The following is an 18,953-nucleotide window of genomic DNA, read 5'->3' as shown; positions in this document are numbered from 1 at the left end:
GGATATAGCTTTCGCGCTTTTTCAAAATTAGACAGGTTTTGGCATTCTTCTCTAACCATCAATAACTTTGGACTGAATTTGAACTACATCACCGTTTCGTTCTAGCAGTGAGAGGATCGCTCGGACTAAATGTTCCGGTTCTGCGGGTTTAGCAACATGCCGTTGGAATCCTACTGACAGCGCCTGCTGCTGATCCAATTCTCCAGCATAGGCTGTTAGGGCGATCGCAGGGATCTGCCCCCCTTGCTCTGGTAATAACGCCCGCACCCATTGAAGCAGCGTATAACCATCCACCTCTGGCATTCCAATATCACTTAACAGCACATCTGGCTTGACTTGGATGAGTAGTGATAATGCTTCATTGGCAGTCGTTGCAGTCATGACTGTTGCTTTGGCTTGCTCCAACACAAAAGCAACGAACTCCCGTGAATCTGCTTCATCATCTACAACTAACACCTGAATACCAGTCAAATCAGCAGACAACTCTGATGATTGGTTGTTCTGCTCAGCAGTTGTTTGAATTAGCTGAAGTGGCAATCGAACAGTGAAGATTGCACCTAAGCCAACTCCTGGACTTGTTACTTCAACCTGTCCTCCATGTAGCTCGACTAAATGCCGCACGATCGCCAAACCTAATCCCAGTCCACCAAACTTTCGAGTTGTTGCTGCATCTGCTTGACGGAAGTAGTCAAACACGTAGGGTAAAAAGTCAGGCGTAATCCCCTGCCCTGTATCACTGACCGTAATTTGGGCCGACGAGTCAATGCGTTCCAGCTGAATGTTGACCTGCCCCCCCGAGGGAGTGAACTTCACGGCATTGGAGAGCAGATTCCAAACGACCTGCTGTAATCGAGTCGAATCACCCAAAACCAGACCTACATCTGATGCAAGAGTTGCGGTTATTTGGATGGACTTGGCTTCTGCCGCTAGCCGGATCGTTTCCATCGCTTCTCTGATCACGACAGCAAGATTGACCGGAGCTACATTGAGACTAAGTTTGCCGCGTAGAATGCGGGAGACATCCAGCAAGTCTTCAATCAATTCCGCTTGCAATTTAGCATTTCGTTCGATCGTTGCCAAAGCCTGCGCGGTCTTTGTTGCATCTAGTTTTCTGCTCTGTAGCAGTTTAGCCCAACCCAGGATGGGATTGAGCGGCGATCGCAGTTCATGGGATAGAACGGCTAAAAACTCGTCTTTGATCCGGTTAGCAGCTTCTGCGGCACTTCTTGCCGCTTCGCTAGCCGCGCGATCCTGTTGAGCAGTTTGATACAGTTGGGCATTCTCGATCGCCAGAGACGCACGACGCGCTAATTCCTCTGCCAACTGTAAATCTGCTGCTGTGTATCGTCGCCCAGATTCGGCAGCGATAAAGGAGATGACTCCGATAATTCGGGTCTGAGTCCGCAGTGGTACGCACATAAAAGAACGAAAGCCGACCTGCCGCAGAATCTCCAAATGCTCCGGATCACGGGCAGCCTGCACCAGAAGTTCATCGGGAATATTTGCCACAAAGTCAGGTTGTCCAGTACGCAGGGTAAATGCGGCTCCCCGAGCATCATCCGGATTGAACGGATACTTTTCTCGCAGCTGATACGCCCATTCCAGTTTGGCAGGATCGATATGGGCGATCGCGATCTGGTCAATGCGGTCATCTTCCTCAACAATGTGAATGGTACACCAATCCGCTAATTTTGGTACGGTTAGCTGGGCAACCTGCTCCAGCGTAGTTTGGTAGTCTAACGAGGATGCCAGCACAGCACTCGCTTCAGAAAGAAACTGTTGAGCCTGCTCTAATTTGACCTGCTCTGTGACATCGACGATATAGGCTAAAAGACTTTCTACCTGGTGATTCGAGTCAACCGTCGGTAGATAGTAAACGTTGTAATAACCGGGACGACGATCGTCATGTCCAGGTGCGTTGATGGGTAGGTTCGGCGAAATAAATGGATGACCTGTGGCGTAAATTTGATGAATAACCTCAACAATTGCAGGATCAACGTCACTAAATAGCTCTGGAACCGACTTACCCAGGTGATGCTCACGCGGTAATCCATTAATTTCAGCCAGAGCTTCGTTAATAGCAATAAATCGCTGCTCTGCATCTAATAACGCCAGTCCGATCGGGGAGGTATCAACAATGGTCGCTAATTGCTGTTGTACCGCTTCTGCCTGCGATCGGGCAAGGCGTTCTCGCTCTAGCAGTTGTTCTCGCTCTTGCTCTGCTTGCTTACGCTCTGTAATGTCAATCAGTACACCAATCATGCGGGTTGGCTGTTGGGCGGCATTATAAGTAAACCGTCCTCTGGCTTCTGTCCAATGCCCAGAGCCATCCGGCCAGAGGGTGCGATATTCATGGTGAAACTCGGTACGTTCCTGCATGGCTTGTTGCAGAACTGCCTCTGTCGCCGCTAAATCATCTGGATGAACACTCTTTGCCCAGACTTCATAGCTCGGGGAGGTTTCGTTGGACTGTAGACCCATGATGGCAAATTGTCCATCTGACCAGGTGACGGTGTTTGTCTGCATATCCCAGTCCCAGGTTCCCATGCGACCAACCTTCAGGGCGAGTTGCAGATGCGCCTCGCTTTCCCGTAATTCTGCCTCTGCTCGCGATCGCTCCACCGCTAACCAGGTTTTTGTCGCAATCCGCTCCATCAATTCCACATCGTCCGCCGTCCATTGACGAGTCGCGATATGATGCAATACGAACAAGGCAACAAATCGTCCTTGTTTGACGAGCGGAACACAGAGCAGCGATTTGGTTTGAAGCGCCTCAAATGCCGCCGCTCCCGATCCTGTTGTGCGAGGATCGCGATTGACATCGTTAACCACAACGGTTTTGCCCTGCTTCAACTCTGCAATCAGTGCAGAACCGAAAGAATCCATGTGATGTTTGCCTGCTACACTGATCACACCGTTGCAGTAATCGCGATCGACCGTCACATATTCCTGGGTGGCATCAATTTCACCATAGGTACAGCGTGTCACATCAAAGTGTTGCCCTGTGGTGCTAACCACCTGCCACATGATCGCTTCGGAATCTTGTAGGGCGCGGATGGCATCATTCAATTCGATCAAAAACTGTTGTTGCTTTTCCTTTTGCTGAAGTTCTTTAAGTAATGCTTCTGCCTGCCGTCGGGCTTCTACCTGGGCAGTGATATTGGCTGAAACCCCAATCATCCGGGTTGCCCGTCCCGCCTCATCGCGATAGACCCGTCCCTGGCTCTTCAACCACCGAAGCGCACCATCTGGACTGCTCACTCGGTACTCTTGAGAAAAGAATGTGTCACCTGCAATGACCTGCTCAACCGCTTGCAAAACGGATTGGCGATCGTCGGGATGCATCAAGGCATGAAAGGCGGTTGACGGCCCACGATGAAACCCCCAAATCTCTGTGGCGTTGGGAGAACACACTACTTCCTGCGTTCTCAGGTCGGTGTCCCAGGCAAACATCTGGGCAGATGAAAGGGCAAGCTGTAAGCGTTCTTCTGTTTGCCGCAGGTTCTCCTCAATGTGCTTGAGCCGAGTGACATCCTGAAACATGGCAACGGCGGCTAGGATCTGTCCCTGCTTATTGAAGATTGGGCTGGAACTGACTGAAATTATGGTGCAACTACCATCTTCGTAACGTAGCTCCAATTCCTCATTAGCGACGACTTCACCTGTTCTGAGCGATCGCGGCAGTGGATATTCTTCAGGTTCGTAGATTTGTCCATTAGGGCGAAACGCTTGAAACGGCGTAATGGGTACATAGTCTTCTAGTTCATGGGATTCTTCAAAGTCGTAGCCAATAATTCTCTTGGCTTGTTCGTTTGCCAGCACTAACTGGTTAGACGCAGCTTCAGCAATTAAGACACCCGCAGGCATTTGTTGTAAAACCGCTTTCAATTGCGCCCGTTCCCGTTCCAACTCTTGCAACAGTTGTTCCCGTTCTGCCTCTGCTTGCTTGCGTTCCGTCACATTCCGGAAATAAACAGCGATTCCTTCAGGTGAAGGATACGCATTAACCTCCAGCCAACACTGAATCGGTTCCCCAAATTCTTCCCAGGCGACCGGAACTTGTTCTGCGATCGCTCGATGCATCGCCTGATAGGCAACTCCTCCCACCAATTCGGGAAACACATCATTCCAGACATGCCTGCCAATCAATTCTTCGGGGGTTTTGTGCAGAATTTGAGCCGCCGCATGATTAACATAGGTATAGTGCCAATCTCGATCGAAGGCAACAAAGGCATCTGTGATACTCTCTAAAATAGTTGCTACTGTACGGTCAACAATTTGGATAGTGGCAGTCAGATCCCTGCCAAAAGGTTCCACTTCAAGACTGCGAGCAAACTGCTCAATCACCTCAGAGCGAGAAATTCCCCGTTTTTGAGCTTCTTGATCCAGCGATCGCCATGCGGTTCTGGTTAGAGATACACTGACTCGTTGTTTTGTCTCTGACTTCCAGTTGTTCACAAGCTTTCCAGCAGCGTTACGTTTTAAATAGCATTCGTCCGTATATATAAACGGATGTTTCTATTCAAGCGAACTTCTTTGTAGATAAAAATCTCTCTAAAGATAGACGCTCCAGTTCAAAAAAACTGCTTCACTTAAATTGATTTGTTGCAGAATGAGGCATTGAGGTAGACTAAGTAGGACAACCGATTGCCCGACTCATCTGCAAAACCGGACGGGAAATCAAGGCGAATTGTCTTACTCACCTCTGAGCAAAAACGCTACTTTCTGATCAATAGTTGGTTCAATTCGGCAGAGAATAGCGCTCAGCAGATTAATGCTTTTTTATAGGACTCAACAGCCACGACTTTAAAGGTGAAGTAAGACAGTCGTTAGGAATTCTATTCGTAGGTTAGAGATGAATTGTGGTCGTTGGTTAATGACAAAGACAACAAGCAGTGGGTGTGGTTCTTAGTGGTGCAGAGAAGTCCTGAAAGGCTTGCTGTAGCGAGAGTCTTAAATGAGACGGGGATAGCTGAGGGTAATGTTTTAGACATGGGGATCAATGAGATCAAACCGCCCGTCCAAATTCATAGCGGTTGATGAACAGCCCAATCACAATGTCATGCAGCCATTCGGACTTGGAGAAGCAGATCGTCTTGCGCGCTATAGAGCTTCGCTCCGCCAAAGGCGTACGCTTAATTCGGGTGCGTAAGGTCAAGTGTTTGCGCTCGATTTTTTGTGTATTCTGTTTGCCAACCACATGCTGATCTTCATCTAATAAGCGAGCATAGGCTCCCCAACCATCTGTGTAAAAGGTTTGAATGCCAAACGGTTCTAACAATGCTTTTAGCTTGACCAGCGCCTGGTCTTTATGGTCTGCTAGCACATACGCCAACACTTGACCGGTTTGATGGTCAATGGCATGCCATAACCAACGCTCCTGTTTTTTAGAACCGACAAAGCTCCACATTTCGTCGGCTTCGGCTTCCTCAATGTGTTTCACAATGGTCACAGCAGTTGGATTGAGTTGTTCCAATAATCGACGATTGACTTGTTCAAGATGACGATCTTTTTTTTAATTCTTCAATGACTGTTGTCGGACTAATCTTGAGTACCCGAGCCGTATCACGAATACCACTGCCATTGAGCGCCATCTCGCAAATCTGTTGTTTCACATCAGACAAGTAACCTCGGTAGGAATACTCTAGAACAAAACTATGGCGAGTGCATTCAGAATTTCGACATTTATATCGTTGTTTGCCCTCAGCAGTCTTGCCGTGTTTGACAATGTTAGTGCTGTCGCAAGTGGGACAATGTACAGGTTTAAGTACCATCGTAGTTGTTTTTAGCAACTCTAATTGATTCAGGTGGTTCTATTTTCCCTGATCCCTATCCCCATGTCTAGAACATTACCGATACTGTCATCAGAGTCAGGCAGGGTAACGCCACTCAAATTGAGACGAGCCAGCGAGTTGCGATTGAACAACAATCCACTGACATTGACCAATAACTCGTTGCCGCTAAAGGTGACACGATTGGCGGTATAGTTATCACTCTGCTGCTTGCCAACTTATGCAATGTCACAGGAACTATCAGGTGCAATGCCTGTAATCTGAAATATCCAGCTTCAAGCAAGACTATGCCCCCGAAGAATATATCATTCCTAGTCAAAAACACTGAGTTTCCCTGTGTATTTACAGAATCTACATAAATCTCCTGGTAACCGTCTAGCCAGCGCTAAATTACTTTAACAAGCGGCTAATCGGTACTTGAGGCGGTACACTAACTCGTAACGTCTCAGCATTTTGCTCACCATCTTTTTCCTCAATTTGGCTTGAAGTGTCGCGATCGCCTTGCCTTTCTACTCCCTCATCTTTCGATTTCCTGCATAACCCTCTCACTGTGGAAGTGATATATTACTGTCCATTTCTCTATTTATGGAAAATTTCTAATGCGCTCCCATCTGAAATTAGTTGGCTTGGCAACACTCCTATTCTGTGCAACCGCGATCGCGCCCTCATCTCCTTTTGCTTTTCCAGCCCTTTCCCAAACCACCCCAGATCGTAAAGCTGAAGCCGATCGCTTGTTACAACAGGGAATTCAGCAAATTGAATCCAGGGAACCTGAAGCGGCTCTACAACGGTTGGAACAAGCATTAAAGATCTATCGAGACATCAAAGATCGTCAAGGTGAAGGAAAGGCATTGGCGAATCTAGGGCGGGCTCATTTTGCTTTTCAAAGCTATACCAAAGCCATTGAATACTCTGAACAAAGTTTAGCGATCGCCCACGCCGTTAAAGACCAACCACTTGAGGTGGCTGTACTGAAGCGACTGGGATTAATCTATTCTCTGACTGGCAATCATGCTAAAGCAATTTCTATGGTGGAGAACCGCTTGGCGATTCACCAGAACAGCAATAACCGGGCTGAAGTAGTCCGGACTTTGAGCGATTTAGGATTTGTTTACTTGAGAGCTGGCAACCCGGCGAAAGCGATCGAAATGCAGGAAAGGGGAGTTAAACTTGCCCAAACACTGAAGGATGACAGTTTAATATTTGAGGCACGCGGTAATCTGGAAGAGACTTACATTATCTTGAGAGGCGATGCTTTAAGAGAACAGATGGGGCAGGTTCCGCTCGCAACAGCCTTACCAGTAGAGCAGTCAACAACTCAGCGACGAGCAGAAGCAGATCGCCTCTTACAGCAAGGAATTCAGCAACTCCAAAATAACCAATATAGCGATGCCGAACGGGTATTAGAAAAGTCAGTCAAACTTTATCAACAGATTGGAGATCAGGTTGGAGAAGCCCGATCGTTAATTGGTTTAGGTAAGACACGCCTTGCCCTGGGCAATAGTGCCCAAGCCCTTGAACTGATTCAACAAGCTGTAACCATTGCGAAAGCATTAAAGAACTCTGAAATCGAAAATTCTGCTCGACAAGTTTTAGAACTAGCACAAAGAATTGCCCAGGCAGAACAACGTAGAGAAGAGGCAGAACGACTAGGTGAACAAGCTCTAGAACAATTGCTTAAAGGGGAGTTTAATGCCGCATACCAGTCGAGCCAACAGGCACTAGCCATCTATCGTGCCCTGAACGATCGCCCACAGGAATTAGGTTTATTGGAAAGTTTCGCAGTCATGCTCACCATGATCTCTGCTAATAACTTAGAGCATACTGATAGAGTAGTTGACTATTACAAAGAAGCCTTAATCATTGCTCAAGAACTCCAGGATCGGGAAGCTGAAAAACGTATTGTCAAGAATTTAAGTTTTATCCAGGGAAATCAGGCAGACTACTCGCATAGAGCGATTAAAGATGACGAACAAGAGTTAGTGATTGCCCGTCAACTTCAAGACCAAAATGCTGAAATGCTTGCATTGAAGTCTTTGGGTCACACTTACCATGAACTCCAAGATTATGCGAAAGCAGCGATGTACTATGAACAAATGATTACCCTTGCCCGTAGATTTCAGACTTCCTCCAATAAGAGTGATGTGGTGATGGGCTTAAGTGAAGAGGGATTTGCCTTAGCGGGCTTTGGGAAGATCTATGCGGCTCAGGGTAACTATACCAAAGCGATCGAATATCATCAGAAGCAGTTAAAAGTTTTAGATCAAATTTATTCCGAATTTAGAGAATTCAGAGATACTTTAAAGTCAGAACCTTTAAGTGGTATTGGTTATGCTCTTCAGCAACAAAACCAACCCGAACTCGCTATTGTTTTTTATAAGCAAGTCGTAAATATTCTTGAGGCTAATCGTCAACTACTCCGTGAAAATATGCGTCAATGGGAGCAGAGCGAATTTCAGCCCTCTGAATTTTATCGCGCCTTCTATCGCTGGAGTCAGGAATCTATTGTCCGCAATAATGCCCCGACATATCGCCGTCTTGCTGATCTCCTCTTTCAACAAAACCGCATCATTGAAGGGATGCAAGTTTTGGATTTACTTAAAGTACAAGATTTACAAGACTTTCTCAAAGATATTCAAGGGAATGCATTAACTCAAAAAGGAGTTGAGCTATTACCGGAAGAGATCGTCATTAGGCACATCCTGCAAACCGCACCCCAACAATCACTTCAAACAGCCTTGCAAAGTTCTAGCATTCAAGCACAGGTGCAAAGCTTGAAACAGACAGCGGTTGAGCAAAATCTCAAGCTGAATAGCTACCAAGATCTACAAAGCCGCACTAAAAAGCTGGGTAAGAACATTGCCCTGTTTTATCCATTGGTACTGGACGATCGCCTTGAATTGGTCATTTTCACCAGCGATCGCCCACCAATTCGTAAACCTGTTGCCATCTCTGCCAAACAACTTGAAACCGAGATTCAAACTTTTCGGGAACAATTGGAAGGGCGATCGCCCCTGATTAAACAACCCGCGCAGAAACTCTACCAATCCCTGATTCAACCCATTGAGGCAGAACTGCAAGCCGCCGAGGTAAAGACGATCGTCTATGCCCCTGACAGCATCATGCGTTACGTTCCCCTCGCTGCCCTGCACGATGGCAATCAGTGGCTTGCTCAACGCTATCAAATCAACTACTTGACTGCCCTTGCCCTCACTCCCCTTGACCCAGATCAAAACCCGAATCCACGTGTCCTCGCGGCTGCCTTGACCCAGGATCGGCAGCTTACCCTGCTGGGCAAAACCTATACCTTCCCGGCACTACAATTCACTCAACCTGAAGTGAAAAACCTCGCCCAACTTCTGCCCAACACCACAACGCTGATTGACCAAACCTTTAATCGCGCTAACCTGAGTCAACACGTTCCTCAATCCACTATTCTCCATTTGGCAACTCATGGCATGTTTGTTCCTGGCAGTCCCGATCAATCGATTATTCTGCTAGGAGATGGAAGTTCAATCAGCCTGCGAGAAATTGAGCAGCAATGGCAGTTCCCCAATCTATCACTGGTTGTATTAAGTGCTTGTGAAACCGCGATCGGGGGGAAACTCGGTAACGGGATTGAAATTCTTGGCTTCGGTTATCAGATGCAACGCACCGGATCACGAGCCGCTATTTCCTCTTTGTGGAAAGTAGACGATGGCGGCACTCAGGTATTGATGACTGCGTTCTACACAGCCTTGAAACAGGGCATGACGAAAGCTCAAGCATTACAGGAAACTCAAAAGGCACTGATTACAGGGAATTACAGTACCGTGGGGGGCAGGCGATCCGACATTGAAGTGCGCCTTGAAGGCAACGATAGTCAGCCTGAACATTTGAGCACCAATAAACTCTCCCATCCTTACTATTGGTCGCCCTTTATTCTGATTGGGAATGGGCTGTAGTCAAGCCATTTCGTCCTTGATCTCCTCAATTAGGCTGCCTTCACATTGCTTAGCGAAGCGGAATCAACTATCTCTTTGAGGAAATTAAGCAGAGTGACTTGCTATGTCTGGTAGATTACCATTCGTGTCAGCATGATTAATAGCTGGTATGTTGTTTGGTTGCTGAGGATTACAGAATGTCCCCTTGTTTAAAGTCAATTAGTTTTGTTGTATTCCTGGTTTGTGCGGCGACGATCGCTCTTGGTACGCCTTCCGCCTCAACTAACTCGCTGGTTTTAGCACAGCCCGTTGTCAGCGATCGCAAGACAGAGGCAGAGCGTTTGTTTGAGCAAGGTATAAAGCAACTTGAACAGAATCAGCCGCAAGCCGCGATCGCTTCATTTGAGCAAGCCTTAGTCATTTATCGAGAACTGAAGGATCGGCTAAAGGAGGGGCATACACTACGAAGCATCGGTAATGCTTATTGGAGCTTAAAGAATTACCCAAAAGTGATCGAGGTACAACAACAGGTATTAGCGATCGCTCAATCAATATCAAATACCGATTTAGAAGCTAGAGCACTGAATAATATTGGCGTTGTTTATAAGGAATTGAATAAGCTAGAACAAGCGATCGAGTATTACAACCGTAGTTTAAACATTTCTCAGCGTAGTCAAAACTTTGGCATGATCCTTATAACGACAGGCAACTTGGGTGTTGTTTATGAGGATAAGAAAGAATACCAACAGGCAGTTTTAACCTATCAGCAAATGCTGGATGCTGCCACGCAAAGTGCTAACCGTAAGCAACAGCTTAATGCTCAGTTAAATATTGCCAATGTATCTTACAGCGCTGCAAAAACAGAGGTAGATTATCAAAGGGCAATCGAGCAAGCTGAACAAGGATTGAAATTTGCTCTTGAACTTAAAGAATCCTCATTAGAAGCTAGAGCATTAATTATCCTTGGAAATTCTTATATTGCTTTGAAAAAGCATCAGATGGCTATTAACTACTTTCAAAAAGCAATTGCTGCATCCCAAGAGGCTGAGGAAATATGGCGAGAAGTTCTTGTTCTTAAAGCAATTGGAGATAGCTTTAAGCATTTGAAAGATTATTCCAAAGCAATTGATTATTATCAGCAAGCTGTTTTAGCTGCCAAAAAAATTAACGATACAGCGCAAGAATTGGCTGGTTTATTCAGTATTGGCAATATTTACAGCCAGTTTCTTAAGGATGATAGAAAGGCGATCAGCTATTATCAACAAGCATTAAGATCTGTCCAAAAAACAGATAACGGGACTCAAGAAATTTTGATTTTGCAAAAACTAGTTGACTTGCATAAATCTCTGAAAGACTTTTCACAAGTCATTCAGTATTATCAACAAGTTATTATATTTGCCAGAGATCCAAATAAGAAATGGGGTAATAAGAGATGGCTAGAAGCTTATGCTTTAGGTTCAATTGGTGATGTTTATACCGATCAGCTTAAGGAGTATCAAACAGCGATCTTGTATTATCAGAAAATGTTGAAGGTTGCTGAAGAAATTTCAAATTCATCTTTGCAAGCACCTGCTTTATTAGGGATGGCTAATACTACCCGTCTTCTAGCTAAATCACCAGCAGACTATCAAGAAGCCATGCGGTTGACAACGCAAGGGTTAAAAATTGCTCAAGATAATCAACAAGCGACTGCTGAAGCTGTAGCATGGAGTATTTATGGCAACCTTTATAAAGATCTAAAAGATTTTGATCAAGCGATCGCATCCTATCAAAATGCCATTACTGCTGCACAAAAGGCAAAAGATAAAATACGAGAACTATCTGCTTTATATGCGCTTGCATATCTTCACAGCTATACTCTGAGTGATTATCCTGAAGCAATTAAATATTGTCAACAAGCTCTTACCATTGCTCAGGAACTTAAGGAAGTTGAATCAGAAGGTGTGATATTTGCTTTATTAAGCGAGGCTTATTTCTTGATGGGCAACTACTCAAAAAGTATCGAATTTGCCGAAGCAGCCAAGTTAATTGGTGAAAAGAACCATAATCCAAAACTTGAAGCATTAGGATTACTTGCTTTAACGTCTGCTTACTATGGACAGGGAGATCAACGAACTGAAGTAACTGTCCAACAAAGTCTACAGGTCGCTCAAAGAGCTAAGAATCGGGATCTTGAGGCTGCGGCAACCGCTTATTTAAGCTGGTGGTACGCAGATGTAGGAGCGTATGATAAAGCATATGATTTAGCTCAACGCAGTTTAGAAATCATCCGTCAAATTAAGAACCAAAGCCTAGAAGAAATACCTTTGTATGTTTTAGGCACAATTTATCAGAAGCGAGGACAATCCGAACAGGCGATCGCGACATTCAAAGCCATTACCAACGAAAACTCTGCCTATTTCTATCGTGCCAATCTGGGGTTAGCTCAGGTTTATCAAGCTCTGAAAATGCCTGTTACAGCGATCGCCTACTACAAGCAGGCAATTAACAAACTTGAAAACATTCGTAATAATATTCGGCACTCTTCCCCAGACTTACAACAAGCCTTTTTAAATGCTGTACAGGCTATAGACCGTCAGAAAACCAGCGAAATATATCGTCAGCTTGCAGGCTTACTGATTGCTGAAGGTCGGATTGGTGAAGCTCAACAGGTATTAGAACTCTTAAAGATTCAGGAGATTAATGACTTTAAACAACCTGTGCGATCGCCTAGAAAAATCTCTGATCTGGCAATAAATCAGGTTGAAGAAAAGATTCTAACAGAATACGGTAGCCTCGTTGCTTTAGGTCAAAAGATTACCAATTGCCAACAAACACAATGCCCCCAACTGAACCAACTTCTGGATCAGCAAACAACATTATTGAACCAATATAATCAAGCAATTCGTAGCATTGAGACTAGCATTCGCGCTAATCGCTCGATCGATGACAATTATCTTGATCCTCGTAACGAGTTTGGTAGAACTGCCAGCGTGATCATTAAAGCCCAACCAGGAACAGTCCTGATCTACCCATTAGTTCTGGAAGACAAACTCTGGCTATTACTGGCAACTGACGGGGGATTACTGAAACGCTATCAGGTCAACGTTAACCAGAAGGAGTTAGGTGAAACAGTTCTGGCTCTACAAACCCTGCTCAGATCTGATCGCTCGGATGTCAACGACTTGCAGCAGGTTAGCCAAAAGCTGTACTCCTGGCTAATTCAACCTTTAGAAAAAGAACTAAAAGCGACAAGTGCAAATGGAGAACGAAAAGTCAAAAATTTAGTCTTTGCCCTCGATCGTGTCACCCGTTACATTCCTACGAGTGTGCTATTTGATGGCAAGCAATATCTCGTAGAAAACTACTCAGTGAGTACAATTCTGGGATCTAGCCAGAGTGACTGGCGCGATCAGCTTCCGCTCAATCCTGAACATGTTTCTGCTCTAGCATTAGGTGTCTCCGAAGCTTACTCAGGCTTTAGTGCATTACCCAATGTACCTGTGGAATTAGATACAGTAGTTCAAAAAGAGAAGGGCAATCCTGGAGGCATCTATCCCGGTTTGCAATTTCTCAACCATACCTTTAGTTTTGAAGCATTACGGAACAATCTTTATGGTCGGAGCATTGTTCACATTGCTACTCATGGAAAATTTGTTCCCGGTCGCGCTGAAGATTCCTATCTGCTGCTAGGGACAGGTGAAAAGTTAGCAATTCCACAAATTGAAACATTGCAAAATTTGGATGATGTGCATCTGGTTGTGTTATCTGCCTGTGAGACGGCTTTAGGAGGACCGGGAAAAGATGGTGTTGAAATTAATGGGATTAGTAGTTACTTCTTAAACCGAGGAGCCAAATCCGTCATAGCTTCTCTCTGGTTAGTGAACGATGCCAGTACATCTCTGTTAATGCGGCAGTTTTACACTAATTTAGCAGCAGGCAATATGACCAAAGCTGAAGCCTTACGACAGGCACAACTGAACTTACTCCAAGGCAACCTTGCGGCTAAAGATGCACCGCCGCGATCGGACATTGCGATGACTGTAGAACCCGGTAACCAGACAGCCGAGGCGCGATCTCCCAACTTCTCCCATCCCTACTACTGGGCACCGTTTGTTCTGATTGGCAACAGTCTGTAAGGTATCTGCATAACTACGATCGCACTTGAATGATGTGGTATTAGATCAGAAGGATTTTGGTCAGTCAAGAAACAATTGCTTCCTCGTAATCATTGCCTACAGAGAGTTTAAAGATGCCCCTGATCAATCGTCGTCACTTTTTGCAATTTGCCGGATCAACGTTAGCCAGTCTGGCTCTGAGCCATCTAGACTTGTTCCGCCAGGGTGAGCAGTACGGCAACGTTCTGGCACAGGGGACTCCGGGCAGAAAATTAGCCTTGCTAGTTGGGGTGAATGCCTATCCAGGGGAAATTCCAGACTTGAGAGGCTGTTTGACCGATGTGGAGTTGCAATGGGAACTGCTAGTGCATCGATTTGGCTTCAGCCCTAAAGACATTCTGATTGTGAGCGACAAAGAATCGGTTCAGCCCACCCGCCAGAATATCCTCCAGGCATTTGAGGAACACCTGATCCGTCAGGCGAAACCGGGAGATGTCGTCGTCTTTCACTTCTCTGGACATGGTTCCCTGGTGAATGACAAGCATGCCCTACAGGAACTGGTGGTGAACGAGAACGGCGTGAAGAAGGTAGTGCCAAATAGCAAGCGAGTAACTGGCACGATCGTTCCCAGCGATCGCCCCACCAGCCAACCACAGCAAGTCAACGATATCATGGGGCAAAGCCTATTTCTCCTGATGCAAGCTTTGCAGACAGAGAACGTCACGCTGGTCTTAGATAGCTGTCACTCCGGCGGGGGCACTCGCGGCAATCTCCTGTTCCGGGCGGTATCCCCTCGACTGGATAATCGAGATATTTTTAACCCCAGTCCGGCAGAATTGGCGTTTCAAGAGCGCTGGATGAAGGACTTGAACTTAACCGTCGATGATTTGAACAAACGGCGGCAACGGGGGATTGCTAAAGGGGTGGCGATCGGGTCTGCCCAGTATGACCAATTAGCCGCCGATGCCCCCTTCGATGACGAATCCTTCTACGCGGGAGCCTTCACCTACCTGCTGACCCGCTACCTTTGGCAACAGTCGGTGGATGAGTCAATTGGTACTGTATTCGTTAACCTGGCACGCAGTACACGGGATGTTGCCAACCGCTCTGGCGTGAACCAGGAACCGATCTATGCCGCCAATCCAGACCGCAACAGTCAAAAGCCCGCCTACTTTCTGCAACCACCCACACCCTTTGCCGAAGCGGTCGTGCGATCGGTCAGCCCAGGCGGGGAAATTCGTTACTGGCTGGGGGGCATTTCATCCATCAGCCTGAATGCCAATCAGAGCGGTTCCCTTTTTAGTGTGATTGATCGGACAGGCAAGGAAGTGGCTCAGATTGAGCAGACCCATCGACGCGGGTTAGTGGCAACGGGCAAGGTGAAATCCGGTCAGCTGACGGATATCCAGATCGGTAGCCTGCTGCGAGAACGGGTGCGGGGTCTACCCGCAGATTTGAAGCTGCGAGTGGGACTCGACCCATCCCTGGGAAAAGATTTGGCACGGGTGAAAGCCACTTTGCAACGCCTGGATCGCCTTGAAGTGGTCGGGTCTGACCAGACAATGAACTATCGGCTGGGACGCATGACGGCGACCTATCAGAATCAGTCCCGCCAGCGGGGTATAGCAACCCTACCTGAAGTCGGCAGTATGGGACTGTTTACAGGGGATCTGCGCCCCCTAGTCGCCACCTTTGATGTCCCGGAGGAACCCCTTGAGGTTGCGATCGCCCGCTTAGCACCGCGCTTGAAGTCGTTTCTAGCCGCAGAGGTGCTGAAGGCAATCGGAGGAGCCGATTTAATTAAAGGTGGACAATCGAGCCAACTGAAGGTAGATGTGCGATCGACGGGGAAAACGGGACGACAGGTTGCTCCTAACCGTTTTATACCGGGAACCCAGATTCAAGTTCAGCTACAAAACACCAGCGATCGCGATCTATTTGTGTCGGTGATTTCCATTGGGGATGCGGGTAGAATGCGGGTGTTATTTCCCTACGTTGATTTTGCCGAAGGTCGCGAACGGATTGCGAAGGGTCAAACCCTAGTGGTTCCCGAAGCGGGGGTAAACTTTACTCTCGGTTCACCGGGGGCGCTGGAAATTATGGTGCTGTCCAGTCCAGAATCTTTACGAGATGCCCTGAAAGCGTTGAAGGAAATTGGGGCGCGGGGAAGGGGCGTTTCTTCCAGCCGGAGCGTTTCCCCGGAACCCTTTCAGGGTGAAGAAGCCGTTGATGTGATCGGGGCATTGCTCGGTAATATCGACCAAAACACTCGATCAGACATTGCCATGAACAGGGATGTGCAGGCGGTTGATGCCAACCGCTATGCTGTTATTTCAACCACGATCGAAGTTGTAGCGGGATGACCGATGATGGGGCGATCGCTGAACGGACTGTCTAATTTTCAGTTGATTTCATTTCAGCGTCCTGTGGCTCATATTCATGGTATGCATGCTTCTGAGCCGAATTTCTTCGGACTCCCGCAGCAGTTAGTGGCTGATTGCACGTACCAGATCTAATGCCGTAGCGTAAATCATCGTTGTCTGGTTAAAACTGTAATGAGAACGAACCAATCACAGTCAACGGTTCTCCGGGTTCAATCCCCGTATCGTTGCCAGACAAGGCTCTGATGTAATTGGCATTGGCAAGATTGCGAATATTTACGGCAAAGCGATAGTTATCCCGCCGGTAAAAGATCGCGGCATTACCAATCAGGTAATCACCAACCTGAAAGTTATTTGCCAAATTCCCAAAGCGATTACTCACATACTCAAACCCTGCCCCAAATCCCAAACCTTTCAAGCTACCTTGCTGAATTTCATAGGTTGTCCACAAACTGGCTTTATGTTTTGGCACACCAAACAATGTGTTACCAATCACCGTTTCATTCGTATCTTCCTTTACTTCAGCATCCGTGTAAGCATAGGTGCCAATAATCTTCCAACCCGGTAATATTTCTCCAGCGATATCTAGCTCAACCCCCTGACTCTTTTGCTCTCCAATGGCGGTTGAAAACAGGGGATTGTCTGGATCAGCGACCGCGACATTTTTCTTCGTGATATTGAAGTAGGTTAAGGTAGCCAGCAGTCTCTGATTAAACAGTTCTGTTTTCACACCCACTTCAAACCCTTCGCCTTTTTCTGGTTCTAGTACCGAGCCACTCGCGGTTATCGCCGTATTGGGCCGGAAGGATTGGGAATAATTTGCGAACACAGCCAACTCTGGGATGGGACGATACAGTAAACCAACCCGGGGAGTCAGCGCGTCATTCGTTTGTTCGGATTCGCTTTCATTGGTAAAGGCAGTTGCAATATTCGTGACTTTTTGCTTGATGGTGTCATAACGTAACCCTGCTACCAGAATTAAATTATCCAGCAGATAAACCTGATCTTGAAGATAAATCCCTAAACGGTTGGCAGTGGTTCGGGTGTCGCCAAAGGGCGGTAGAGCAGAACGATCGGGTTTAGGAAAGAGATCATAATTGGGCGCAAAAATATTGAGCGGAACGGGACGACCAAAGAGGGTGGAAATTCTGGAGTCACTACGGTTTAGATCAACCCCTGCCAGGAGAGTATGTCTGATGGCTCCAGTAGAAAAATTACCCACAACATTAGTGAAGAGGGAATAGGAGCGATCGGTTCCGTCTTGATCGGCATAGAACCGCAGAATATTGTCGCCACTGACGGCAAATGGCAAAGCTAAAACGCTGTAATTGTAGTCATAGCTGAGGTAACGGAAGCTGTTACGAATCTTCCAGTTATCGCTGAAGCGGTGTTCAAAACTGTAGCCTGTACTCAAGTAGTTAGTGGTGACTGAGTCATCAGGATGATTGGCAACAAATTCGCGTGAAACTGGAGCTACACCATTGCCATAGCGAGTAATACCAAAATCGGCGGCACTTTGTTGGCGAATGTACTCCAGATTGAACGTAATATCTGTGCGATCGCCAATTTTCCAGGTTAACGCTGGAGCCAGTAACAGACGATTTGTATCCGAGTTAAAATCCCGGAAGGGTTTTTCATGCTGGAATAGTAAGTTGAGGCGATAGAGCAGATCACCATTAGCCGTTAAAGGACCTGTAACATCTAAACGAGGTCGGAGTAATTCGCGATTACCAAGCTGAAACTCTGCTTCATGAAAGGGTTCAGCCAAGGGCTGTTTAGAAACTAAATTAATCACTCCCCCAGGTTCAATCTGCCCATAGAGAATCGAAGCAGGTCCCTTCAAAACCTCGACCTGTTGCAAATTGGCAATTTCTGGAATGGCTTGAAAATTTCCATAGAGTCGATAGCCATCCCTCAGCACAGGCACACGACTCCCAAACGAGTTGCCAAAGCCCCGAATACTGAAAGCCGCTTCGCGTCCTCCGCTGGTTCCCGCAGAAGTCACACCACTAATGTTGGTAACGGCATCTTCAATCCGGATCACCTGCTGATCACGCAGAACTTCCTGGGGTACCACCTGAACGGAAAAAGGAGTTTCTAGGATGGGGGTATCGGTTCCAGTTCCGGTTGAAGCATTAGGAACCCGATAGGGCGTTAGACGATCGCCCGTAACAATGAGTTCCTCTTCCTCGGCTTCTGCATCCTCCGGCACTACTGCGGTCGGACTGAGTTGAGATTGTACGCTGACAACCGGAGCCTCGGTTTCACCGATTACCCGCACTTGCAGACGATTATTATCCCCTTGCGTTACCGTGATCGATTGAATGCCTACCGCAGGATTACTGCTTTGGAATGCTTGGCGATCGGGCAGAGATAATACGGCATCATCGATTTCAGCAATGAATGTATTCGCTTCCAGGCGGGTTTCTGGTTGCAAAATCACATCCTGGTCAGTTTCCAGAATCACTTGAATGCCTGCGTCCGTAGCATTAACTCGTATTCCTGTCACCTGCACCACTGCCCTCTGCTGGGTCTGTGTCAACAAGTCAGCTGCCTGGGTGCGAGGTGGCTGCAAGTCCCGCAGATAAATGCCTTCAGACTGTGTGGGTAGCCGATGTTCGGTGGCATAACTGATATGACCTGAACCCACCGCGATCGTGCCTGCTAATCCTAGAGCAGTTGCTAATTGATACCTTTTCATCCCATTCCTTAAACAACGATTAGTAAACCAATCACATCTATGCGATTTCTTTCAGCTAT

6 protein-coding genes are annotated in these 18,953 nt (G+C 46.8%); 3 read left to right on the top strand and 3 right to left on the bottom strand.

Features of this window, described 5'->3' with window-relative positions; translation table 11 throughout:
• Window positions 1–51: 51 nt before the first annotated feature.
• Entirely contained in the window at window positions 52–4,458 is a 4,407-nt protein-coding gene (locus ACN4EK_RS10410) for a PAS domain S-box protein (RefSeq protein ID WP_431657791.1), read from the bottom strand.
• Between the two features lie 550 nt (window positions 4,459–5,008).
• A protein-coding gene (locus ACN4EK_RS10405) for an IS1 family transposase (RefSeq protein WP_431657790.1) occupies window positions 5,009–5,774 on the bottom strand; the annotation gives its coding sequence in 2 pieces (ribosomal slippage) (window positions 5,009–5,515 and window positions 5,517–5,774; 765 coding nt in all).
• Between the two features lie 617 nt (window positions 5,775–6,391).
• Between ACN4EK_RS10405 and ACN4EK_RS10400 the strand changes: the two genes are divergently transcribed.
• From ACN4EK_RS10400 to ACN4EK_RS10390, 3 genes are all read left to right on the top strand, one after another.
• Complete coding sequence (locus tag ACN4EK_RS10400; RefSeq protein WP_431657789.1) at window positions 6,392–9,736, top strand: CHAT domain-containing protein; 3,345 nt, start codon at window positions 6,392–6,394, stop codon at window positions 9,734–9,736.
• A gap of 176 nt (window positions 9,737–9,912) precedes the next feature.
• Complete coding sequence (locus ACN4EK_RS10395) at window positions 9,913–13,833, top strand: CHAT domain-containing protein (protein WP_431657788.1); 3,921 nt, start codon at window positions 9,913–9,915, stop codon at window positions 13,831–13,833.
• Window positions 13,834–13,946: 113 nt separating this feature from the next.
• The gene (locus tag ACN4EK_RS10390) at window positions 13,947–16,175 is read left to right on the top strand and encodes a caspase family protein (RefSeq protein ID WP_431657787.1); all 2,229 of its coding nucleotides are present in this window, start codon (window positions 13,947–13,949) and stop codon (window positions 16,173–16,175) included.
• A gap of 181 nt (window positions 16,176–16,356) precedes the next feature.
• Here the strand turns inward: ACN4EK_RS10390 and ACN4EK_RS10385 are convergent, their stop codons facing one another.
• On the bottom strand, window positions 16,357–18,894 hold the full coding sequence (locus tag ACN4EK_RS10385; protein ID WP_431657785.1) for a TonB-dependent siderophore receptor: 2,538 nt from the start codon (window positions 18,892–18,894) through the stop codon (window positions 16,357–16,359).
• Window positions 18,895–18,953: the final 59 nt, after the last annotated feature.

The sequence above is a fragment of the Pantanalinema rosaneae CENA516 genome, from assembly GCF_050753385.1.
In the GTDB taxonomy this organism is placed as follows: Bacteria; Cyanobacteriota; Cyanobacteriia; order Leptolyngbyales; family Leptolyngbyaceae; genus Pantanalinema; species Pantanalinema rosaneae.
Note: the sequence above shows the minus strand (reverse complement) of the source record. Positions and strands in the feature narration are given on the sequence as shown.

What these genes read in the sequence shown, in the direction of transcription:
- ACN4EK_RS10400 (WP_431657789.1), top strand. Translation starts at nt 6,392, where the DNA reads ATGCGCTCCCATCTGAAATTAGTTGGCTTGGCAACACTCCTATTCTGT.
- ACN4EK_RS10395 (WP_431657788.1), top strand. Translation starts at nt 9,913, where the DNA reads ATGTCCCCTTGTTTAAAGTCAATTAGTTTTGTTGTATTCCTGGTTTGT.
- ACN4EK_RS10390 (WP_431657787.1), top strand. Translation starts at nt 13,947, where the DNA reads ATGCCCCTGATCAATCGTCGTCACTTTTTGCAATTTGCCGGATCAACG.
- ACN4EK_RS10385 (WP_431657785.1), bottom strand. Translation starts at nt 18,894, where the DNA reads ATGAAAAGGTATCAATTAGCAACTGCTCTAGGATTAGCAGGCACGATC.